This is a genomic window from Pseudomonas sp. ZL2, from assembly GCF_054788455.1.
In genome coordinates, this window is sequence record NZ_JBGOGX010000031.1 from 33,452 (window position 1) to 55,820 (window position 22,369).

The 22,369-nt window shown below is 62.5% G+C and carries 21 protein-coding genes; 17 read left to right on the forward strand and 4 right to left on the reverse strand.

What is annotated here, in order from left to right; all coding sequences use genetic code 11:
* Window positions 1-91 precede the first annotated feature (91 nt).
* Both ABM562_RS19115 and desA read right to left on the reverse strand, forming a co-directional pair.
* Window positions 92-1,081 carry a GGDEF domain-containing protein gene (locus ABM562_RS19115; RefSeq protein WP_115089474.1) on the reverse strand — a complete coding sequence of 330 codons (990 nt, stop codon included), beginning with the start codon at window positions 1,079-1,081 and terminating at the stop codon, window positions 92-94.
* 135 nt (window positions 1,082-1,216) lie between these two features.
* Window positions 1,217-2,401, reverse strand: a complete 1,185-nt coding sequence (desA, locus tag ABM562_RS19120; RefSeq protein WP_115089473.1) for a delta-9 fatty acid desaturase DesA — start codon at window positions 2,399-2,401, stop codon at window positions 1,217-1,219.
* A 149-nt stretch (window positions 2,402-2,550) separates the two neighbouring features.
* Here desA and dibA point away from each other — a divergent pair, with 149 nt between their 5' ends.
* From dibA to ABM562_RS19150, 6 genes are all read left to right on the forward strand, one after another.
* Window positions 2,551-4,446, forward strand: a complete 1,896-nt coding sequence (gene dibA, locus ABM562_RS19125) for a phosphodiesterase DibA (RefSeq protein ID WP_134061172.1) — start codon at window positions 2,551-2,553, stop codon at window positions 4,444-4,446.
* Between the two features lie 175 nt (window positions 4,447-4,621).
* Window positions 4,622-4,804, forward strand: a complete 183-nt coding sequence (gene oscA / locus ABM562_RS19130; protein WP_007941032.1) for a sulfur starvation response protein OscA — start codon at window positions 4,622-4,624, stop codon at window positions 4,802-4,804.
* A gap of 47 nt (window positions 4,805-4,851) precedes the next feature.
* Complete coding sequence (locus tag ABM562_RS19135) at window positions 4,852-5,859, forward strand: sulfate ABC transporter substrate-binding protein (RefSeq protein ID WP_115089471.1); 1,008 nt, start codon at window positions 4,852-4,854, stop codon at window positions 5,857-5,859.
* An 88-nt stretch (window positions 5,860-5,947) separates the two neighbouring features.
* Window positions 5,948-6,766 (forward strand): sulfate ABC transporter permease subunit CysT, encoded by an 819-nt coding sequence (cysT, locus tag ABM562_RS19140; RefSeq protein ID WP_010222098.1) that lies wholly within the window; start codon window positions 5,948-5,950, stop codon window positions 6,764-6,766.
* Window positions 6,767-6,780: 14 nt separating this feature from the next.
* On the forward strand, window positions 6,781-7,653 hold the full coding sequence (gene cysW, locus ABM562_RS19145; RefSeq protein WP_038997732.1) for a sulfate ABC transporter permease subunit CysW: 873 nt from the start codon (window positions 6,781-6,783) through the stop codon (window positions 7,651-7,653).
* A 3-nt stretch (window positions 7,654-7,656) separates the two neighbouring features.
* Window positions 7,657-8,646 (forward strand): sulfate/molybdate ABC transporter ATP-binding protein, encoded by a 990-nt coding sequence (locus ABM562_RS19150; RefSeq protein WP_346617764.1) that lies wholly within the window; start codon window positions 7,657-7,659, stop codon window positions 8,644-8,646.
* 124 nt (window positions 8,647-8,770) lie between these two features.
* On the opposite strand, the gene ABM562_RS19155 is transcribed toward ABM562_RS19150, so the two are convergent.
* Together ABM562_RS19155 and ABM562_RS19160 are read right to left on the reverse strand one after the other, a co-directional pair.
* Window positions 8,771-10,378 (reverse strand): alkaline phosphatase family protein, encoded by a 1,608-nt coding sequence (locus ABM562_RS19155; protein WP_346617763.1) that lies wholly within the window; start codon window positions 10,376-10,378, stop codon window positions 8,771-8,773.
* A gap of 100 nt (window positions 10,379-10,478) precedes the next feature.
* Entirely contained in the window at window positions 10,479-11,429 is a 951-nt protein-coding gene (locus tag ABM562_RS19160; protein WP_258578630.1) for a LysR family transcriptional regulator, read from the reverse strand.
* Between the two features lie 144 nt (window positions 11,430-11,573).
* Between ABM562_RS19160 and ABM562_RS19165 the strand changes: the two genes are divergently transcribed.
* The 11 genes from ABM562_RS19165 to ABM562_RS19215 all read left to right on the forward strand — a co-directional run bounded on the left by ABM562_RS19165 (window position 11,574) and on the right by ABM562_RS19215 (window position 22,290).
* Entirely contained in the window at window positions 11,574-13,916 is a 2,343-nt protein-coding gene (locus ABM562_RS19165) for a TonB-dependent receptor (protein ID WP_115089469.1), read from the forward strand.
* Between the two features lie 247 nt (window positions 13,917-14,163).
* Window positions 14,164-14,964: an energy transducer TonB gene (locus ABM562_RS19170; RefSeq protein WP_233674169.1), complete on the forward strand. Its 801-nt coding sequence runs from the start codon at window positions 14,164-14,166 to the stop codon at window positions 14,962-14,964.
* 28 nt (window positions 14,965-14,992) lie between these two features.
* Window positions 14,993-15,721, forward strand: a complete 729-nt coding sequence (locus ABM562_RS19175) for a MotA/TolQ/ExbB proton channel family protein (protein WP_115089467.1) — start codon at window positions 14,993-14,995, stop codon at window positions 15,719-15,721.
* Window position 15,722: 1 nt separating this feature from the next.
* Window positions 15,723-16,124, forward strand: a complete 402-nt coding sequence (locus ABM562_RS19180) for an ExbD/TolR family protein (RefSeq protein ID WP_045201768.1) — start codon at window positions 15,723-15,725, stop codon at window positions 16,122-16,124.
* Between the two features lie 210 nt (window positions 16,125-16,334).
* A complete protein-coding gene (locus tag ABM562_RS19185) occupies window positions 16,335-16,916 on the forward strand; it encodes an alpha/beta hydrolase (protein WP_115089466.1) in 582 nt (193 codons plus the stop codon).
* Between the two features lie 69 nt (window positions 16,917-16,985).
* Window positions 16,986-17,927, forward strand: a complete 942-nt coding sequence (locus tag ABM562_RS19190; RefSeq protein ID WP_134061176.1) for a sigma 54-interacting transcriptional regulator — start codon at window positions 16,986-16,988, stop codon at window positions 17,925-17,927.
* A gap of 176 nt (window positions 17,928-18,103) precedes the next feature.
* The gene (locus tag ABM562_RS19195; RefSeq protein WP_115089464.1) at window positions 18,104-18,889 is read left to right on the forward strand and encodes a MetQ/NlpA family ABC transporter substrate-binding protein; all 786 of its coding nucleotides are present in this window, start codon (window positions 18,104-18,106) and stop codon (window positions 18,887-18,889) included.
* Window positions 18,890-19,339: 450 nt separating this feature from the next.
* The gene (locus ABM562_RS19200; RefSeq protein WP_038997719.1) at window positions 19,340-20,005 is read left to right on the forward strand and encodes an amino acid ABC transporter permease; all 666 of its coding nucleotides are present in this window, start codon (window positions 19,340-19,342) and stop codon (window positions 20,003-20,005) included.
* Window positions 19,986-20,645 carry an amino acid ABC transporter permease gene (locus ABM562_RS19205; protein WP_115089463.1) on the forward strand — a complete coding sequence of 220 codons (660 nt, stop codon included), beginning with the start codon at window positions 19,986-19,988 and terminating at the stop codon, window positions 20,643-20,645. The genes ABM562_RS19200 and ABM562_RS19205 overlap by 20 nt, the downstream gene beginning before the upstream one ends.
* Window positions 20,642-21,415: an amino acid ABC transporter ATP-binding protein gene (locus tag ABM562_RS19210; protein ID WP_115089462.1), complete on the forward strand. Its 774-nt coding sequence runs from the start codon at window positions 20,642-20,644 to the stop codon at window positions 21,413-21,415. Before ABM562_RS19205 ends, ABM562_RS19210 begins: the two co-directional genes overlap by 4 nt.
* Complete coding sequence (locus tag ABM562_RS19215) at window positions 21,412-22,290, forward strand: transporter substrate-binding domain-containing protein (RefSeq protein WP_460422959.1); 879 nt, start codon at window positions 21,412-21,414, stop codon at window positions 22,288-22,290. Before ABM562_RS19210 ends, ABM562_RS19215 begins: the two co-directional genes overlap by 4 nt.
* Window positions 22,291-22,369: the final 79 nt, after the last annotated feature.

Below are 22,369 nucleotides of genomic sequence, written 5' to 3' on the forward strand. Positions count from 1 at the left end.
GCCGCTGTGCGGCCCAATCGCTGGCAAGGCCAGCTCCCACAGGGTTTGCATGCCTCGGCCCTTGTGGGAGCTGGCTTGCCAGCGATGCTTTTCAGCCTCTTACAATCTGATTCTTGCCCTGGCGCTTGGCCTGGTACATCGCCGCATCCGCCCGGGCAAACAGGCTGTCCAGCGATTCATCGTCCTCGGTGATCCCGGTCAGCCCCTGACTCACCGTGACCCCGAAGACCTTGTCTTCATGGCTGAAGCTCAAGCGCTGAATCTCGCGCTGCAGGCGTTCGGCAATCTGCTGGGCAATCTCCGGCGTGCAACCCGGGAACACTGCCGCAAACTCTTCACCACCAATACGCCCGAACTGATCACCGCGGCGCAAAACTGCCTTGCCGGTATCAGCAATGCGCTGCAGCACATAGTCACCTTCCTGATGCCCGTAGGTGTCGTTGATCTGCTTGAAGTCATCGATGTCGAGCAGCAGGAACGCTAATGGCGTCTGCTGCAGCCGCGCGGTTTCGAAGGCGTGCTGGGCACACTCGAAAAAGTGCCGACGGTTGCTGCTCTGGGTCAGCACGTCGGTGGTGGCCAAGCGCTGCAGTTCGCCTTCGAGCTGCTTCTTTTCGGTGATGTCCTCGGCCATGCCGACAATGATTACCCGCTGGTCCGGATCGGACTGCTGGTTGATGAAGCACTTGTCGCTGATCCAGCGCACCTGGCCGTCGGCGGCGATGATGCGGTACTCGCGGTCTTCCACCGCGCCTTTGACCAGCACTTCAGCCAGGCTGCGTTCGGCGTAGTCGAGGTCGTCGGGGTAAATGCTGTCGCGCCACTCATTGAAGTCGGCCAATAGCAGCCCGGCGGGGCGGCCAAAAATGCGTTCGTAGGCGGGGCTGACGTAGAGCACCTGGCGGCTTTCCCAGTCGAATGCCCAAAGCACCGCGTTGACGCTGTCGAGCAATGAACTGAACAACTGCTCGCGCTCGCTCAGGCGTGCGACTTCGCCTTGGGCATGCATCAGCGCCAGAAGGGTTTGGGCGGCTTCAGGTGGCGGGTTGCAGGCCAGGGTAGTTGGTTTGTTCTTGACCATTTGCGCGGAAATTCTCACGACTGGGGCGTGCGGCCACGACCCGGCCCGCCACGCGGGCGATATGCCTGTCAGAGTGAGATTAGGCGGGTAAGTTCCGGTCGGCGCGCCGCTAAGCGGGCGCGCCGATCAACGGCATCAGGCCAGGGCAGGGCGCAGCGAGTAGGTCTTGAGCTGGGCGGCAAAGTCGCGCAGTGACTGGATGCCGCTGGCCTCGGCTTCGTGGACCCAGTCCTTCATGGCGGCGAGCATGTCGTGGCCGTTGGCGCTGGTGCGTGCCCAGATCTGTTGCAGGGCCAGGCGTTTCTCGTAGATGGTCTTGAGTGCCTGGCTGTGCTCGAGCATGGTCTGGATGCGCAGGTGGTGACGGTCTTCCAGCAGGCTGGTTTCCCGCGACAGCAAGCGCTTGGCACGGCGGAACTGGTGGCGCACCGAATCGTCGACCCGCGCCAGTTCCTGCTTGACCAGCGGCGCGATCACCAGCTTGCGGTACTGGGCCATGATCTGGAAGCGGTTGTTGAGGATCGCCATGGCGGTGTCCATGTCCAGCTGGCCCTTGCCTTCGACCCGGTGGGCGATAGGCGCGACGCGCTGCACCTTGGCCAGGCGCAGCCAGCAGAACAGCTTGATCCAGGCCCAGCCCATGTCGAACTCCCAGCGCTTGACCGAGAGCTTGGCCGAATTGGGGTAGGTGTGGTGGTTGTTGTGCAGCTCTTCACCGCCAATGATGATGCCCCAGGGCACCAGATTGGTGGCGGCGTCGCGGCATTCGAAGTTGCGATAGCCGACTGCGTGGCCCAGGCCATTGACCACGCCGGCAGCCCAGAACGGAATCCACATCATCTGCACCGCCCAGATGGTGATGCCCGCGGTGCCGAACAGCAGCAGGTCGATCACCGCCATCAGGGCGATGCCGCCGAGCTTGTAGCGGCTGTAGAGGTTGCGTTCGATCCAGTCTTCCGGGCAGTTCTTGCCGTAGATACGCAGGGTTTCCGGGTTCTGTGCCTCTTCGCGGTACAGCTCGGCGCCCTTGCGCAGTACTGTGGACAGGCCCTTGATCACCGGGCTGTGCGGGTCGTCGACGGTTTCGCATTTGGCGTGGTGCTTGCGGTGGATAGCGGTCCACTCGCGGGTGTTCTGCGCCGTGGTCAGCCACAGCCAGAAACGGAAAAAGTGCTTGAGCCCGGCGTTGAGTTCCAGCGAGCGGTGGGCGGAATAACGGTGCAGGTAAACGGTGACACTGACGATGGTCACATGCGTCATTACCAGGGTAACTGCCAGCAATTGCCACACTGACAAGTTGAGCAAACCTTCGTACCACATAGGCGAAATGGCCCTCAAAAACATAGGGAACAGCGGGAAACATTATCCCTGCGCCAGCAAATAAAACCAGTCGGCCTTTTAGATAGGAGGTCACCGGATGTTTCTACCCTATAATCCCCACAAATATTTGTGGGTTTGCCCGGGACCTTATGTCTGCTTCCATTCGAGACGCCATGCGCATGGCGGCGCTCTACCTCGTGCTATCGGTACTGTGGCTGGCGCTGTCTGATCAGTTATTGAACAGTCTTTTCGATGCGCCGGAGCATATCGCCCGCTGGCAGCTGATCAGCGCGCATTTCTGGGTGTTGTGTAGCGCCTTGCTGATTTTTGTCTCGCGCGCCCGCCTGCTCAATTTCATCGGCGTCGGTGTGCGCTTGCGCCGCGAGGACCGCGAGCGCCTGCGCATGGCTGCCGCGGTGTTCGACAGCACCCTGGAAGGGGTATTGGTGACCGACCGCGATGGCCTGATCGTGCACGTGAACCGGGCGTTCATGCAGATCACCGGCTACGACAAGGACGAAGTGCTCGGCCAGCGCCCGAGCAAGTTCAAATCCGGCCGTCACGGTGCGCCGTTCTACCAGCAGATTTACGCCACCCTGGCGGAGAAGGGCGAGTGGAGCGGCGAGATCTGGAACCGGCGCAAAAGCGGCGAGGTGTATCCGCAGTGGCAGACGATTTGCGCCATCCGCGATGACAGCGGCGAGTTGAGTCATTACGTCGCGGTGTTCAGCGACATCAGCGCGATCAAGCATTCTGAGCGTGAGCTGGCGTATCTCGCTCATCACGACCCGCTCACCGACCTGCCCAACCGCCTGCTGTTCAACGACCGCACCGAGCAGGCACTGGCGGCGGCCCAGGCCAACAAGCGCGGCTGCGCCTTGCTGTTGCTCGACCTGGACCACTTCCAGAGCATTAACGACAGCCTCGGCCACAACATCGGCGACCAGTTGCTCAAGGCTGTCGGTGAGCGCCTGAAGGCGCTGCTGGGCAACGGCGTGACCCTGGCCCGCCTGGGTGGTGACGAATTTGCCGTACTGGCCGAGAACTGCCCGCAGGTGGGCCAGGCCGCCGCTTTGGCGCAGAGCATCATCGACGGCATGAAAGCGCCGTTCGAGGTCGACGGCCAGCGCCTGTTCATCAGCGTCAGCATCGGCATCAGCCTGTTCCCCAGCGACGCCCTGAGCGCCGAGCAATTGTTGCGCAATGCCGATTCTGCGCTGTTCAAGGCCAAGAGCAACGGCCGCGCGGGCTATGCGCTGTACACCGAAGAGCTGACCGCCCATGCCCAGCAGCGGGTCGAGACCGCCGGCGAGCTGCGTCGGGCATTGGAGCAGGAAGAACTCAGGGTGTATTACCAGCCCGTGCATGACCTGTTCAGCGGCAAGATGATCGGCGTCGAGGCGCTGGTGCGCTGGCAGCATCCGCAGCGCGGGCTGGTGCCGCCCGGGGAGTTCATCCCGATTGCCGAGCGCACCGGGCTGATCGCCGATATCGACACCTGGGTGCTGCGTCAGGCCTGCCTGCAGATGGTGCAATGGCAGGCCGAGGGGCGGGCGCTGGAGTTTGTTGCGGTGAACATTTCCAGCCGGCTGTTTGGCCATCGTGACCTTTACCAGCAGGTCGCCCAGGTGCTCCACGACACGGCGCTGGACCCGGCCGTACTGGAGCTGGAAGTTACCGAAAGCGCGGTGATGGAAGACCCTGAGGTGGCCCTTGAACAACTGCATCGCCTGCGTGAGCTGGGCTTGCGACTGGCCATCGATGACTTTGGCACCGGCTATTCGTCGTTGCTGCGGCTCAAGCGCCTGCCGGTGCAAAAGCTCAAGATCGACCAGGGTTTTGTCGCCGGCTTGCCCTGTGATGAAGACGATGTGGCGATCGTGCGGGTGATCATCGCCCTGGCCCGGAGCATGGGCATGCTGGTGCATGCCGAGGGCATCGAGCAAGCCGAGCAGGCGCGCTTTCTGCTGGAGCAACAGTGTCAGCTGGGCCAGGGCTACTGGTTCGGGCGGCCGGTGCCGGCGCAGCAATTGCGCTGGGCCTGAGGGCCCTATCGCGGGGCGGCGATCCGACTTGCCCCGCGAAACTCTATTTCAGTTATATAAAAATTCTTAAATAGTATTTTTAAGAATATTCGCGCCCCCCTAAGATTGCCCTCAAGCCAGGCGCAGTCGCTCCCCTTCACGCACTGCACGGCACCCATATCACAGGAGCACGAGCATGAGCGCATCTCTGCGTAGCGTTGACGGTCAGGACGAAGCCACCATTCTGCGCGAAATCCAGAGCGCCCTGCGCGACCTGCGGTTTGGCGCGGTGGAAATCACCGTGCACAACGCCCAGGTCGTGCAGATCGAACGCAAGGAAAAGTTCCGCCTGCAGAACCCCGGCAACAAGCCCAGCTGATTATCGCGCCACCTAATTAGAAAAATACGCCAATCGGGAGCTTCACCATGTCCATCCGCCGTTATGCCCTGGCCGCCCTCGCCAGCGCCGTTTTTGCCGGTTCCGCAATCGCCAAGGACTACGAACTGCTGAACGTGTCCTATGATCCGACCCGCGAGTTGTATCAGCAGTACAACGCCGAGTTCGTCAAGCACTGGCAGCAGGCTCACCCGGACGACAAGGTGAAGATCCAGCAGTCCCACGGTGGTTCGGGCAAGCAGGCCCGCGCGGTGATCGACGGCCTGCGCGCCGACGTGGTGACCCTGGCCCTGGCGGGCGACATCGACGAAGTGGCCAAGCTCGGCAAGACCCTGCCGGACAACTGGCAGACCCGCCTGCCGGACGCCAGCACCCCCTACACCTCGACCATCGTGTTCCTGGTGCGCAAGGGCAACCCGAAAGGTATCAAGGACTGGGGCGACCTGATCAAGAAAGACGTCTCGGTCATCACCCCGAACCCGAAAACCTCCGGCGGCGCCCGCTGGAACTTCCTCGCCGCCTGGGCCTACGGCCTGAAAGCCGGCGGCAGCGAGGCCAAGGCCCAGGAATACGTCAAGGAGCTGTTCAAGCACGTACCGGTACTGGACACCGGCGCCCGTGGCTCGACCATCACCTTCGTCAACAACGGTCAGGGTGACGTGTTGCTGGCCTGGGAAAACGAAGCCTTCCTGGCCCTCAAGGAAGACGGTGGCGCCGACAAGTTCGACATCGTCGTGCCGTCGCTGTCGATCCTCGCCGAGCCGCCCGTGGCGGTGGTCGACAAGAATGCGCAGAAGAAGGGCAACGAACAGATCGCCGAGGAATACCTCAAGCACCTGTACAGCCCGGCCGGGCAGAAAATTGCCGCCGAGAACTTCTACCGCCCGCGTGATCCGAAAGTCGCTGCCGAATACGCCAAGCAGTTCCCGAAACTGGACCTGGTGACTATCGACAAAGACTTCGGTGGCTGGAAGACTGCCCAACCCAAGTTCTTCAACGATGGTGGCGTGTTCGACCAGATCTACACGGCGCAGTGATGCAATGCCCGTCAGGATAATCGCCGTTCAGTAGCCAGCATGGGCCCGGGATTCGTCCCGGGCTTCGTGCGTTCAACCAGGGACCTTTATGTCACGTCGTATTTCCCCCGTCATACCCGGCTTCGGGCTGACGCTGGGCTACACCTTGGTGTACCTCAGCCTGATTGTGCTGATACCGCTGGCCGCCATGTTCATACATGCCGCCCAGCTCACCTGGGAGCAGTTCTGGGCCATCGTCAGTGCACCGCGGGTGCTCGCGGCGCTCAAGCTGAGCTTCGGCACTGCCCTCTACGCGGCCATCATCAACGGCATCATCGGCACCCTGCTGGCCTGGGTGCTGGTGCGCTATACCTTCCCCGGACGCAAGATCATCGATGCGATGATCGACCTGCCGTTCGCCCTGCCCACGGCCGTTGCCGGTATCGCGCTGACCGCGCTGTACGCACCGGCCGGCCTGGTCGGCCAGTTTGCCACCGACCTGGGCTTCAAGATCGCCTACACCCCGCTGGGTATCACCCTGGCGCTGACCTTCGTGACCTTGCCGTTCGTGGTGCGTACGGTGCAGCCGGTGCTGGCCGACATTCCCCGTGAAGTCGAAGAAGCTGCCGCCTGCCTGGGCGCCAAGCCGCTGCAGGTGTTTCGCTACGTACTGGCGCCAGCGCTGTTGCCGGCCTGGCTGACGGGTTTTGCCCTGGCCTTTGCCCGTGGCGTTGGCGAGTACGGCTCGGTGATCTTCATCGCCGGCAACATGCCGATGAAGACCGAGATCCTGCCGCTGCTGATCATGGTCAAGCTCGACCAGTACGACTACACCGGCGCCACCGCTATCGGCGTGTTGATGCTGGTGGTTTCCTTCATCCTGTTGCTGCTGATCAACTTGCTGCAGCGGCGCATCGAAACCCCTTGAAGGAGGCTACGTCCATGTCTGCGAATTCTATTGGCGCGGCCGCTTCGGCCAATGCCGCCCGCCGTGGCAGCGCCACTTCACGGCGTATCCTGATCAGCCTTGGCTGGTTGATTTTCGCCCTGTTCCTGCTGCTGCCGCTGGTGATCGTGGTGTCCCAGGGCCTGAAAATGGGCCTGGGGACGTTCTTCGAGGCGATCTTCGAGCCCGACGCCTTGTCGGCGCTGAAGCTGACCCTGATCGCCGTGGCCATCTCGGTGCCGCTGAACCTGGTGTTCGGCGTCAGCGCCGCCTGGTGCGTGAGCAAGTACAACTTCCGTGGCAAGAGCATCCTGGTCACGCTCATCGACCTGCCGTTCTCGGTGTCGCCGGTGATCGCAGGTCTGGTCTACGTGCTGATGTTCGGCGCCCAGGGCCTGTTCGGGCCGTGGCTGCAGGATCACGACATCCAGATTGTCTTCGCCTTGCCGGGCATCGTCCTGGCGACCATCTTCGTCACCGTGCCGTTCGTGGCCCGTGAACTGATCCCGCTGATGCAGGAGCAGGGCACCCAGGAAGAGGAGGCTGCGCGCCTGCTCGGTGCCAACGGCTGGCAGATGTTCTGGCACGTGACCCTGCCCAACATCAAATGGGGCCTGATCTACGGCGTGGTGCTGTGTACCGCGCGGGCGATGGGTGAGTTCGGTGCGGTGTCAGTGGTGTCCGGGCATATTCGCGGGGTGACCAACACCTTGCCGCTGCACGTCGAGATCCTCTACAACGAATACAACCACGTTGCGGCCTTCAGCGTCGCCAGCCTGTTGCTGATCCTGGCGCTCTTCATCCTGCTGCTCAAGCAGTGGAGCGAGTCCCGTATTAACCGTCTGCGCCATAACGCGGCGGAGGAATAATTCATGTCGATCGAAGTTCGTAACGTCAGCAAGCGCTTCAACGCTTTCCAGGCTCTGGACAGCATCAGCCTGGATATCCACAGCGGCGAGCTGGTGGCCCTGCTCGGCCCGTCCGGCTGCGGCAAGACCACCCTGCTGCGGATCATCGCCGGGCTGGAAACCCCCGACCAGGGCAGCATCGTCTTCCACGGCGAAGACGTCTCCGGCCACGATGTGCGTGATCGCAACGTCGGTTTCGTGTTCCAGCACTATGCGCTGTTCCGCCACATGAGCGTGTTCGACAACGTTGCCTTCGGCTTGCGCATGAAGCCCAAGGGCGAGCGCCCGAGCGAGAGCAAGATTGCCGAAAAGGTCCACGAGCTGCTGAACATGGTCCAGCTCGACTGGCTCAGCGACCGTTACCCGGAACAGTTGTCGGGCGGCCAGCGCCAGCGTATTGCCCTGGCCCGCGCCCTGGCGGTGGAGCCCAAGGTGCTGCTGCTCGACGAGCCGTTCGGTGCGCTGGACGCCAAGGTGCGCAAAGAGCTGCGCCGCTGGTTGGCACGCCTGCACGAGGACATCAACCTGACCTCGGTGTTCGTCACCCATGACCAGGAAGAAGCCATGGAAGTCGCCGACCGTATCGTGGTGATGAACAAGGGCGTGATCGAGCAGATCGGCTCGCCGGGCGAGGTCTATGAGAACCCGGCCAGTGATTTTGTTTATCACTTCCTCGGCGACTCCAACCGCCTGCACCTGAGTGAAGGCCACCATGTGCTGTTCCGCCCTCATGAAGTGTCGCTGTCGCGTCACGAGATCGAGGGCCACCACCCGGCCGAAGTGCGCGATATCCGCCCGCTGGGGGCAACTACCCGGGTGACCTTGAAGGTCGAAGGGCAGAGCGAGCTGATCGAGGCCGAGGTGGTCAAGGACCATGACAGCCTGAGCGGGCTGGCACGGGGCGAGACCTTGTTCTTCAAGCCCAAGGTCTGGCAGAAAGTGGCCAATATCTGATCATGAGCCGGGGCTGCTTTGCAGCCCATCGCCGGCAAGGCCAGCTCCCACACAAGTCAGCATCACACCGACCACCGTGGGAGCCGGCCTTGCCGGCGATGGGGCGCGTAGCGGCCCCTGAACCTCACCACACCCCAATCTTCACCACGCTATCCTCCCGCGGCTCGCCATAACGAAACCACTGCCCACGCCGCTCGATTTCGGCATGGCTGATGGTGGTCCGCCGCTTCAAGCCCCTCAGCCATTCGAACAAGTAGCCCTGGTGCGTCTCGCGCACATCCGCATAGGCCGGATCCGCGCCCAGGTCGTGCAACTCCTGCGGGTCATTGAGCAGGTCGAACAGCTGCGCGCGAAAGCCGTCATAGGCCAGGTACTTCCAGCGCTCGCTGCGCACCATGGTCATCCGGCAACGGTCGATTGGCTGGCCCAGGCGCTCACGGGCCGGGGCCTGGAAGGCATAGTCGTACTCGGCGATGGCGTAGTGACGCCAGTCGCTGGCCGTGCCATGCAACAAAGGGATCAACGAGCGCCCCTCCAGCCGATGCTCGGCACTCGGCAGCCCTAGCGCGTCGAGAAAGGTCGGCAGCGCATCGATGGTTTCCACCAAGCGCTCATCCACCGTGCCCCGGCTGACATCGGCCGCCGCGCGCGGATCACGCACGATCAGTGGCACACCCACCGCCGGCTCGAGGAGAAACTCCTTTTCGCCCAGGCCGTGGTCGCCGAGGAAATCGCCGTGATCGCTGGTGAACACGATCAGCGTGTCATCCCAGCGCCCATTGCTTTGCAACACATCGAGCAGGCGCCCGAGCTGGTCGTCGATCTGTTTGATCAGGCCCATGTAGGTGGGGATCACTTTCAGGCGTACTTCTTCGCGAGAGAAGTTGAGGCTTTCCTGGTGCTGGCGGAACGCGGCATACACCGGGTGATTGTTGTCTTGCTGAACGGGTATGGCTGCCTGCACCTGGCTGGCGCGGTACAACGCGTGGTACGGCGCGGGGGCGATGTAGGGCCAGTGCGGCTTGATGTACGACAGGTGCAGGCACCAGGGCTGCTCGCCCTGGGCCTGGATGAAGTCGATGGCGCGGTCGGTGGTGTAGACCGTCTCCGAATGCTGCTCGGGCAGGCGCGTGGGCAGGTCGGCGTTGCGCATGTGCCAGCCGCTGAGGATTTCACCGTCGTCGCCTTCGGCGGCATTGGCCCAGCTGTGCCAGGGGTTGTCGCCGGCAAAGCCGTGGTCGCGCAGGTAGCGGGTGTAGGGCGCGCTTTCGCGTTTGTCGGCGAACAGCGGATCGTCGGGGAAGATCCCGTCGTGACGGGCAACGGGCTCGAAACCCACCTCGTTGAGTTGTTCGGCCATGCTCCCGAGCGGGTCGATGGCCAGTTGTTGCAAGGCTTCCTGGTTCGGCGTGGCGTGGGTCTTGCCCACCAGCGCGGTGCGAACTCCGGCGGGCCGCAGGTAGTCACCGAGGGTCAGTTCATCCAGCGGCAGCGGCACGCCGTTCCAGGCCACCTGATGGCTGCTGACGTAACGTCCGGTGTAGGCCGACATCCTCGACGGGCCGCAGATGGTGCCTTGGGTATAGGCGCGGCTGAAGCGCACTCCGGCGGCGGCCAGGCGGTCGATGTTCGGCGTGTGCAGGTGGCGGTGGCCGTAGCACGAGAGGTAATCGCGACGCAGTTGGTCGCACATGATGTACAGCACGTTGCGCACGGCAGTGGGGTGGGGCATGGCAGTCACCTGAGCGAATTTCAGGTGACTGTTTTCGCCGCCCGGGGCGCGCATCACAAGCGCATTTGGCGAATGCTGGCGATGCATGCCGCGCAATGGCTCAGATCGCCAGCTGCTCCAAGTTGCAGGCATCCAGGGCACGGTCGGCCTGGTCGGTGAGGATGATCTGCTCGATCATCGCCTCGGCCAGCGGCGACAGGCGCAGGCGCGCCTGGCTGACGATGCCATAGCGGGTGTAGAGCTCTTCGCAGTCGTCAGCCAGCCCGTCGATGCTCAGCCGCAGCAACTTGCCGGCGGCATTGTGCAGGGCATCGCTGTACGAGCCGCAGATGCCGATGGCATCGGAGTTGAGCACTACACCGAGCAGGCTGTAGCTGTTTTCGCATTCGACATTGGCGACGAAATCCGGGCGGCCGCTCAGGTCGGCGATCACCTTGCGCAGGTTTGGCGGGCGCAAGGTGACGGCCAAGGGGTACTGCAACAACTGCTCGGCGCTGACGCTGGGCAGGGTCGCCAGCGGATGCCCGGCACGGCAGCAGAAGTGCCAGCGCCGTGGGCGCAGGCGCAGGGTCTGGTACTGCGGATCGGCTTCGAAGTTACGGGTGTCGGCGACGAAGAACTCGAACTCCTCGGCCAGCAGGCGCTTGTTCAGGCTTTGCCAGTCATCGACCTGAAACTGCACTCGTGCCTTGGGGTAGCGGCCGATGAACCCGCCAATCGCCCGTGGTACCAAGCCCGCTGCGGGCGCGGGACCGCAGCCGAAACGCAGCTCGCCTGCCTCCAGGCCATTGAACTGGCTGATCTCGTTGCTCAGCTGGCGCGCGCCGCTGATCAGCCGCCGCGCGTGTTCGAGCACCACCAGGCCTTGCTTGGTCGGCGGCAATTCCTTGTGCGAGCGGTCCACCAACTGGCAGCCGGCACTGTGCTCCAGGGCCTGGATGCTACGGCTGAAGGCCGATTGCGAGAGGTTCACCGCGGTCGCCGCGGCGACGAAGCTGCGGTGCTCGGCGAGGGCGATCAGGTGGCGGAGTTGGCGCAGGTCTATATGCATTTTTCACATAAAAAGTATCGGGCAAATGCATTTGCTCTGCCTCTGGTGCACTCCTTATAAAGGCAATCTCTTATGCAGTAAATGTATGTCGAATCATAAATAAATAACTGAAAGGAATATAAATTCCTTTGCCAGGAGCCGCCCATGAGCCCGACCCTTCGCGCTGCACCCTTGTCTTCACGGCGGCTCCAGCGCCTGCCCCTGGCCTTGCTGCTGGCTGGTAGCGCCCACTGGTTGCCGGCCCAGGCCGCAGAATCGGTAAAGCCTGAGGTCAAGGCCAGCGACAGTCAGCTCAAGACCGTCACTGTCACCGCCCGGCGCCGCGAAGAGAGCGCGCAGAGCGTGCCGACGCCGATCAGCGTGCTCGACGGCCAGGCCCTGGAAAGCCAGCGGGTCTATCGCATCCAGGACCTGCAGCAACTGGTGCCCAGCGTCAACGTCGCTTACATGCATGCGCGCCAGTCCAGCGTGTCGATTCGCGGTCTTGGCAACAACCCGGCCAGTGATGGCCTGGAAGGCAGCGTTGGCCTGTACCTGGACAACGTCTACCTCGGCCGCCCGGGCATGGCGGTGTTCGACCTCATGGACATCGAGCAACTGGAAGTGCTGCGCGGCCCGCAAGGCACGCTGTTCGGCAAGAACACCACCGCCGGGGTGATCAACATCAGCACTCGCGCGCCAAGCTTCACCCCCGAGCGCAGCATCGAAACCTCGGTGGGCGAGGATGGCTACTTCCAGACCAAGGGCACCCTGTCCGGGCCCTTGAGCGAGACCCTGGCCGGGCGCATTTCGGCCTACCGCACGCGCAACGACGGCGACATCAAGAACGAGTTCGACGGCCACACCCTCAACGGCGGTTCGCGCCAGGGCTTTCGCGGCCAACTTTTGTACAAGCCCAACGAGCAGTTCAACCTGCGCTGGATCGGCGACTACAACGAAGAGGATTCCAGCGCCGGCACCCGCCTGCTGTACAGCACCGGGCCGACCATCAATGGCGTCAACCGCTATGAAGCGCGGGCCCAGGCGGCCGGGGCGACGCTGGTCGATGGCAGCAAGCGCAAGGTCAATCTCGATGACGATCAGCAGGTCACGGTGTTCCAGGGCGGTACTTCGCTGGAAGCCAACTGGACCCTGGCCAACGACTTCACCCTGACCTCGGTAAGCTCCTACCGCTGGTGGGACTTCACCCCACGCAACGACGATGGCCTTAACGTACCGGCGGCCTACAACGCCGGGGTCTCGGTGCGCGATAAGCAGTACTCGCAGGAATTTCGCCTGGCCTCGCCCACTGGCGGCTTCTTTGACTATGTAATCGGTGCCTACTACTTCGGCTCGGATCTGGATAACAAATCCTTCGTTCATTACGGACCGCAGGCCGATATCTGGAACGGCACGCCGGCCGGCGCATTGGCCAACGTCAGCAGTGTCGGCAAGGGCCATATCGAGACCGACAGCTTCGCCCTGTTCGCCCAGGGCACCTGGCACCTCACCGAGCGTCTGGACTTCACCGCCGGGGTGCGCGGCACCTATGAAGAGAAAAGCGCCTGGGTCGATCGCGCCGCGCCGGTGGGTGGTGCAGCGGTTGCAGGCGCTGCGGCAACCGCGCGCCAGGGCCGGGTTGGCGCCTATGATTCCGGCGACCTCAACCAGTACAGCACCAGCCCTTCGGGCTTGCTCAACCTGAGTTATCGCTTCACCGATGACCTGCTCGGCTATGCCACTTTGTCCCACGGCGAGAAGTCCGGTGGCGTCAACCTGGCGGTGGGCACGGCGCCGGTGGCGGGTGCCGACTCGCTGCTGATCGGCACCGAGCGCGCCAATAACGCCGAGCTGGGCTTGAAGAGCACCCTTTGGGACCGCCGTCTGCAGCTCAACGCCAACCTGTTCTGGACTGAGGTGCACGGCTACCAGACCAACGCCTACGACGACGCCAACCGCGTGCAATACCTGACCAACGCCGGCTCCGTGCGCTCACGCGGGGTGGAGCTGGAAAGCACCCTGATCCCGGTGCGCGGTCTGACCCTGAACCTCAATGGCTCCTACAACGACGTTCGGTACCTGTCCTACAAAGACGCCCCGTGCGCGCCGGAAGTCGCCTTGCAACCGGGTGCACCCGCGGCCTGCGACTTGAGCGGCCATCAAGTGGTCGGCGCGTCGAAATGGATCGCCAACGCCAATGGCCAATACCAGTGGGACCTGGACAACGGCCTGCAGCCTTACGTCACCGCCAGCTACGCGTTCCGTTCCAAGGCGGTGGGTACGGTCGAGGATTCGGACTTCGCGCAGATCCCCAGCTATGCCGTGGTCAACCTGTCCACCGGCCTGCGTGGCGACCTAGGCCAGGGCCAGTGGGACGTCTCGCTGTGGCTGAAGAACGCCTTCGACAAGACTTACTACACCACCCTCTGGAGCGCGGCCAACGGCGGCTATGAAGGCCTGCTGGGCACCCCGCGAACCTTGGGTGTAACTGGCCGCTACGACTTCTGAAACGGCGTTTTGCTATGCCTTTGCCGAATATTTTTCATGCCGTAGAGGCATGGCGTTTCAGGTGCTTAGCGCCAGCCCTTGAATGGCGCGGCTTAGAGCGGTTCGGTGAATTTGTATATGTGTTTTTGTTCTATTCATAACTTTAAAAATTACTTTAAGACATAAGTAACAGAAGTTGATGATCCACCCCAGCGAAGGCAACTGACCTGCCTTCGACGAAACGCACTCACGTCCCAGGAGTTGATCAATGGGTAATGTCCAGACCGCCGCCAGTGCTCACGATGTGCTTTGGCGCCAGACGCCGAGCGGCGAGCTGGTCGACCTCGGTCGCCCGCTGCGGTTGCCGCTGGCGCAGTTGCGCCTGCAAAGCACTCCGAAAAGCGCGCTGAGCCGTCGGGAGAAAATTCTGCTCGGGGTGTTTGCCCTGGCCTTGCACGGAGCGGTGGCGTACTGGGTCAGCCAGGCGCCGACCCCGGTGTTGCCGGTGGTACCGCCGGAAATTCCGCCGATGACCATCGAGTTTTCGCAACCGGCGCCCCCGGCTGTCGAGCCGCCACCGCCGCCACCGCCGGCAGTGGTCGAGCCGCCGCCACCGGTCGTCGATGAACTGGCCGCCAAGCCTGCACCGAAACCGGTACCCAAGCCCAAGCCTAAACCTGTGCCCAAACCGGTACCCAAACCTGCGCCCAAGGCTGTCGAGCAACCGCCTGCACCGCCACAACCGGCAGCACCGCCAGCGCCTCCCGCACCCGCGGCGCCAGCCCCGGTGACGCCGGCTTCGGCCAACGCCGGGTACCTGAAGAACCCGGCGCCGGAGTACCCGTCGCTGGCCCAGCGTCGCGGTTGGGAAGGCACGGTGTTGTTGCGGGTACAGGTGCTGGCCAGCGGCAAGCCGGGAGATATCCAGATTCAGAAAAGCAGTGGCCGCCAGCAACTCGACGACGCCGCCCTGGCGGCGGTCAAGCGCTGGAGCTTCGTCCCGGCCAAGCAGGGCGACGTAGCCCAGGACGGCTGGGTCAGCGTACCCATCGACTTCAAGATCCGCTAATTCGCGCTAACAGAAGAGAGTATTGATCATGACTGTATTGGCATCCCCCCTCGAATCCATCGAAAGCGCGGTGATCTGGCTGCTGGTGGGCTTCTCTGTCGTCACCTGGGGCCTGGCCCTGGTCAAGGGCGTGCAGTTCGTGCGCCTGAAGAACCAGGACAAACGCTTCCACAAACAGTTCTGGGCGGCTTCAAGCCTGGATTCAGCTGCCGAACTCAGCCATGCACAACCCGGTGCCGCAGCCCGTGTCGCCCAGGCCGGTTATGCCGCCATTGCTGTCGGTGAACCCGGCCAGCAGGCCAGTGACCTGAGCCAGGCGATCAACCATCAGGACCGCCTCGAACGCGCCCTGCGCCAGCAGATCGTCCGTGAGCGCCGTTCGCTGGAAACCGGTCTGGCGGTAGTCGCCAGTATCGGCAGCACCTCGCCCTTCATCGGCCTGTTCGGCACTGTGTGGGGGATCATGGAAGCACTCAAGGGCATCAGCGCCGCAGGCTCGGCGAGCCTGGAAACCGTGGCCGGGCCGATCGGTGCGGCGCTGGTCGCCACCGGTGTGGGTATCGCCGTCGCGGTGCCGGCGGTACTGGTCTACAACTACTTCCTGCGCCGCCTGAAGCTGACCGCCGCCGACCTTGATGACTTTGCCCACGACTTCTACAGCCTGGCGCAGAAGAGCGCGTTCCGGGTGCTGGTGCACCCTGCTGCCTACAAGGCCGTAGCCGGCCAGAACACCCAGAAAGTGAAGGAGGCATCCTGATATGGCCTTCTCGACCCAGGACAGTGACGAAGTACTCAGCGAGATCAACGTAACGCCGCTGGTGGACGTGATGCTGGTGCTGCTGGTGGTGTTCATCGTCACCGCGCCACTGCTGACCAACGCCATTCCGATCAACCTGCCCAAGACCGAGGCCGTGGCCCCGGTGGAGCAGAAGGACCCGCTGGTGGTCAGTATCGACGGTGGCGGCAAGCTGTTCATCAACAAGGACGAGATCCAGCCCGATCTGCTGGAAACCAACCTGCAGGCGGCCAAGGCCAAGGACCCGGAGCTGCGCGTGCAGCTGCAAGCCGACGATGGCGTGAATTATGGGGAAGTGGCACGGGCCATGGCCTCGATCGAACGTGCGGGTATCACCAAGCTGTCGGTGATCACCGCCCGCTGAGCAACATCTCTCAGGCAATGCTTCAGGGACCGGTCCTTCGGCAGGGGGTGGTCCCTTTTTTTATGGACCCTGTAGGAGCGGGCTTGCCCCGCGATTAGCCCAGTCCTTTTTGTAATTTGGTTATTAATAAATAGCTTCTTATTCCTTTACGAATATAACCACCCCCCTATACTTGGCCTCATGCACGCAAACGCAGCAGGAGGCGTCCCCATGCGCAACGAGTCGATCCGTTACCTGATTGTGCCGGGCTGGCAAGGTTCGCCAGACGATCATTGGCAAACTCACTGGCAGCAGGTGCTGCCCAACAGCGCCCGGGTCGAACAGGCCGACTGGTTGACCCCGCAACGCCAGGACTGGGTGGCCGTACTCGAGCAAGCGGTGGCTGCCGAGGAATCGCCGGTGATCCTTATCGCTCACAGCCTGGGTTGCATCACCGTTGCCCATTGGGCGGCACAAGCCAGCGCGACCCTGTTGCGCCGCGTACGGGGTGCCTTGCTGGTGGCCCCGGCGGACGTCGAACGCCCGACCTGCGCACCGGCGCTGCGTAACTTTGCACCGATTCCCCAACTGCTGCTGCCGTTCCCCAGCCAGGTGGTCAGCTCTGACAACGATCCGGCCGTGAGCGCCCCGCGGGCCATGCAGCTGGCCCGTGCCTGGGGCGCCGAGACGGGCTTTCTCGCCGGTGCCGGGCATATCAACGTCAAGTCCGGGCACCGCCGCTGGGAGCAGGGTTTCGCCTACCTGTACCGCCTGCAGAACCGTCTGGAACAGCACGCCCTACGCCGCGCCTGAGCTTCAGGCGCTGACCATTTGCCTTGATTCGAACGCCCGGCCGGATAGCGCCAAGGGCGGGAGTTTGCCATGAGTAATCACGACACCTTCGGCCAGCCTTTGCTGACGTTTCCCGAGCTGGACAAGAGCCCGTTGAGCATCCGCGCCAAAGCGCTGGTGTTCGTCGACCCGCGTTCGCGGCAACTGCGCGAGGAGCTCGAGCTGCTCGCACCCCTGGCCCTGCCGGTGCTGATCCGCGGCGAGACCGGGACCGGCAAGGAGCTGCTGGCCAGGCAGATTCACCGCGCCAGCGATCGCGGCGGGTTATTTGTTTCGGTCAATTGCGCAGCGATCAGCCCGACCTATGCCGACGCCGAACTGTTCGGTTACAGCGCCGGTGCCCACAGCGGCGCGGCCAGCAGCCGGGCAGGCTGGTTTGGCTCGGCCAATGGCGGCACCCTGTACCTGGACGAAATCGCCGACTTGCCGCTGCCGATCCAGATCAAGCTGCTGTCGGCACTGGAGAACCGCGAAGTCACCCGCGTCGGTGCCCAGCAACCGAACCCGGTGGATGTGCGCCTGGTCGCCGCGTCGAGCATTGACTTGGCTGAGGCGGTGCGCGCTGGCAAGTTCCACGACCGCCTTTACCACTACCTGCGCGAAGGCCGGTTGGAGCTGCCGGCCTTGCGCGAGCGGGTCGGCGATATCCTGCCGCTGGCCGAGTATTTTGTCGGTATCTACAGCCCGCGGCTGAACCTGGCGGTGCCCTTGATCAGCGAAGCGGCGCAGCGGTTGTTGGAACTGCACAGCTGGCCGGGCAATACCCGGGAGCTTGAGAACGTCATTCACTTCGCGCTGCTGGTCAGCAGCGGTGAAGAAATCCTCCCGCAGCATCTGAACCTGCCGACACCGTTGAGCGCTCTGACCAGCCAGTTGGAGCAGTTGCTCAGCCTTGGCGAGCCGGGTGAGCGCAGTGCGCTGCAACAACTGCTGGAGAAGACGCTGTTGCGCCTGGCGCAACCAGTCGCCTGACCCCATGCATGGGGTGCATGGAAGCGTCCGTTAAAAATGGAATAAGTAGCTAAATAAAAGATATTGTTCCGGCATAAAAAATCTCGGTATTGTCCGCTTCAAGCCAGCTAGCAAAGTGCTGGCAACCCTCACCTTCGCCGTCGCCCGATGGCCGTGTATTCGAATAAGGACTGCGCATGAAAAAGGCTCTGTTGTTGACTGCTCTGGCGGCCGCTCTGTCGGTTGCAGGTTTTGCCCAGGCGGGTGAGAAGCTGGTAGTTGCCGCTACCCCGGTTCCGCACGCGGAAATTCTCGAGCTGATCAAGCCAACCCTGGCCAAGGAAGGTGTGGACCTGGAGATCAAGGTATTCACCGACTACGTGCAGCCTAACGTGCAGGTCGACCAGAAGCGCCTGGACGCCAACTACTTCCAGACCCTGCCGTACCTGAAGAACTTCAACGAAGGCAAAGGCACCCACCTGGAAACCGTGATTGGCGTACACGTCGAACCGTTCGGCGGCTACTCGAAGAAGGTCACCAAGCTGAGCGAACTGAAGGACGGCGCTACCGTTGCCATCCCTAACGAAGGCAGCAACAGCGGTCGTGCCCTGCTGCTGTTGCAGAAGGCTGGCCTGATCACCCTGAAGGATCCGAAGAACGCCCTGGCGACGCCGAAAGACATCGCCGAGAACCCGAAGAAGCTGAAGTTCCGCGAGCTTGAATCGGCCATGCTGCCGCGTGTGCTGGATCAGGTCGACCTGGACATGATCAACACCAACTACGCCCTGGAAGCCGGCCTGAACCCGGCCAAGGATGCCCTGGTGATCGAAGGCGCTGATTCGCCGTACGTGAACTTCCTGGTGGCCCGTCCGGACAACAAGGACAGCGACGCCATCCAGAAGCTGGCCAAGGCACTGACCAGCCCAGAAGTGAAAACCTTCATCGAGAAGAAGTACAGCGGCGCGGTACTGCCGGCGTTCTAAGAGGCTACACACACATCCTGTGGGAGCGGGCTTGCCCCGCGATGCGATCTACCAGTCAAATCGCATCGCGGGTCAACCTTGCTCCCACAGTGCATTCAATTCCCCGCATTGACCGCCCGGCGCAATGCCGTCAGCCACTTGATCAGTTCTTTTGCATCGAGAGTGGGGGCGCTATTCATCCTTTGTCTTCCTTGTTGGTGTGATGGGTCGACAGCGCTTGGATAGCATTTGCAGCAGAAAGATCCCGCCACCGCCAAGGATTTCGCAGGTTAGCTGTTTGAGTGATATCAATATGCAATAAAGGTATTTAAATAAATATTTTTATACCTTTAGAGTCTACCTATTGTGCTCACCCGCACTGACAACCCCTGTGTAGAGCCGCCCGTTACCCTCGGGCCGGTCCGAGATCCTGTCCATGTCGCATCGTCATCGTCTGCCGAGGCTCACTCCATGAGCTTCGACTTCGCCTTTATCCTTAGCACATTGCCAGCCTTTCTCAAGGCGGTGGGGGTCACACTGCAAGTCGGCCTGATCGCCATCGGTACTTCGCTGCTGGTGGCGCTGGTCAACGCCGCGATCCTGGTTTACCGCACGCCGTACCTGCAGCGCCTGGTAAAGCTCTACGTGGAGCTGGCGCGTAACACGCCGCTGCTGATCCAGCTGTTCTTCGTCTACTTCGCCTTGCCGGAACTGGGCCTGAAGATTTCCGGTTTTGCTGCGGCGATCATCACCATGACCTTCCTCGGCGGCGCCTACCTGACCGAGGTGCTGCGCGCCGGCGTCGAGGCAGTGCCTGTGGCGCAACTGGAGTCGGGGCGCTCGATCGGCCTGTCGGAAGGCCAGTTGCTGCGCCATGTGATCCTGCCTCAGGCGGGGATCCTCAGCCTGCCGGCGCTGTTCGCCAATTTCATCTTTTTGCTCAAGGAAACCACCGTGGTGTCGGCGGTGGCGGTGCCAGAGATTCTCTATACCACCAAGAGCTACATCGCCCTGTATTACAAGACCTACGAGATGCTCGCGGTGTTGACGCTGATTTGCGTGCTGCTGTTTCTGCCACTGTCGCTGCTGCTCAGCCGCCTGGAACGGAGGCTGCAACATGGCCAGTTCGGGTCTTGAGTTGTTGCTGGTGTCCTTGCCGCAACTGGGCAAGGGCGCAGCGCAAACCCTGGCGATTTCGGCGCTGAGCATCCTCTTCGCCACCCTCGGCGGCGTGTTCTACGGCGTGTTGGCGACCTTGGGCAAGCGCAGTGTGAACGTGCTGCTGCGCATTTACCTGGAGCTGTTCCGGGCGATCCCGGTGCTGGTCTGGCTGTACCTGCTGTTCTTCGGCCTGCCAATTTTCTTTGCCGTGAGCATCCCGAGCTTCTGGTGTGCGGTGCTGGTGCTGTCGTTGTGGGGCGCCAGCGAAGTGGGCGAGGTGGTGCGTGGCGCGCTGCAGTCGTTGCCACGCGGGCAGCGCGAAGCCGGGCTGTCGATCGGCTTGTCAGGTGGGCAGTTGTACGGCTACGTCCTGCTGCCCCAGGCGCTCAAGCGCCTGACCCCGCCGACCATCAACATCTATACGCGAATCATCAAGACCAGCTCGCTGGCGGTGCTGATCGGCGTGGTCGATGTTATCAAGGTCGGCCAGCAGATCATCGAGCGCACCTACGAGTCGGTGCTGATCTACGGCGCGCTGTTCCTGTTTTTCTTCTTTATCTGCTACCCGCTGTCAGCCGCCTCGCGCGCGCTGGAGCGCCGCTGGACGCACGCATGAGCGCACTGATCGAGTTCAAGGGCTTCAACAAATTCTTCGGCGAGCAGCAGGTGCTCGACCACGTCGACCTGCAGGTACGCAGTGGTGAAGTGGTGGTGATTCTCGGCCCCAGCGGCTGCGGCAAGAGCACCTTGCTGCGTTGCCTCAACGGCCTGGAAACCGCCCACAGCGGCAGCCTGCGCCTGGCCGGTGAAGAGCTGCTGGCGCCTGGCACTGACTGGCGCCAGGTGCGCCAGCAGGTCGGCATGGTGTTCCAGAGTTATCACCTGTTCGGCCATATGAGCGTGATCGACAACCTGCTGCTCGGCCCGCTCAAGGTGCAAAAGCGCGAGCGCCGCGAGGCCCAGGCCCAAGCTGAAGCCTTGCTGGCCAGGGTTGGCCTGCTGGACAAGCGCGACGCCTTCCCGCGTCAGCTTTCCGGTGGCCAGCAGCAACGCATCGCCATCGTCCGCTCGCTGTGCATGAACCCGCAAGTGATGCTGTTCGACGAAGTCACTGCCGCGCTAGACCCGGAAATGGTCAAGGAAGTGCTGCAGGTGATCCAGGGCCTGGCCCGCGACGGCATGACCCTGCTCATCGTCACCCATGAAATGGCCTTCGCCCGCGCGGTGGCCGACCGCATCGTGTTCATGGAGGCCGGCAGGATCCTTGAACAACGCGACCCCGAGAGCTTCTTTACGAACCCGCAGACCGCACGCGCGCAGCAGTTTCTGGAGAAATTCTCCTTTGTTGAAAGCCTGCCCAAAACTCCCGCAAAGGAACTGTCATGAAAACTGCCAAGACTTCGAAACTGCTGTTGTCGTTACTCGGCCTGGCCTTGCTGGCCGGTTGCAACAAGGCTGAAGAACCGGGCAAACCGGCCGCCGGTGGCGCTGCCCCGGCCACCAGCTACCTGGAAACCATCAAGGCCCGCGACAAGCTGATCGTCGGCGTATTCACCGACAAGCCACCGTTCGGCTTTGTCGATGAGGCCGGGCGCTATGTCGGTTTTGATACCGACATCGGCCGTCAGTTTGCCAAGGACCTGCTCGGTGACGAGAACAAGGTCGAGTTCGTTGCCGTTGAGCCGGCCAGCCGTATTCCGTTCTTGCAGAGCGACAAGGTCGACCTGATCCTGGCCAACATGACCGTAACGCCGGAGCGCAAGGAAGCGGTGGAATTCACCAACCCCAACCTGCGCGTTGCCGTGCAGGCCCTGGTGCCGGAAGGCAGCAGCGTGAAGAAGCTCGACGACCTGGCCGACAAGACCATCATCGTCACCACCGGCACCACTGCCGATATCTGGCTGACCGAGAACCATCCGGACTGGAAACTGCTCAAGTTCGAGAAGAACACCGAGTCGCTGCAGGCCCTCGCCAGCGGTCGTGGTGATGCTTATGCCCAGGACAACCTGATCCTGTTCAGTTGGTCGAAGCAGAACCCGGGCTACCGCGTGCTGGAAGAAAAACTCGGCGAGGAAGCGCCGATTGCGCCGGCAGTGAAGAAGGGCAACATCGAGTTGCGTGATTGGGTCAACGCCGAGCTGGCGCGCCTGGGTGAGCAAAAGTACCTGCTCAAACTGTATGACCAGTATGTGCGCAAGGAACTGAGCGATGACACCCCGCCTGAGAGCGTGATTGTCGAAGGCGGCAACTGGCAGGGCTGACCCTTTGGGGCTACTGGCGCAGCCCATCGCCGGCAAGGCCGGCTTGTGTCTTGAGGTAGGAATAGAATCAGAAGTGAGA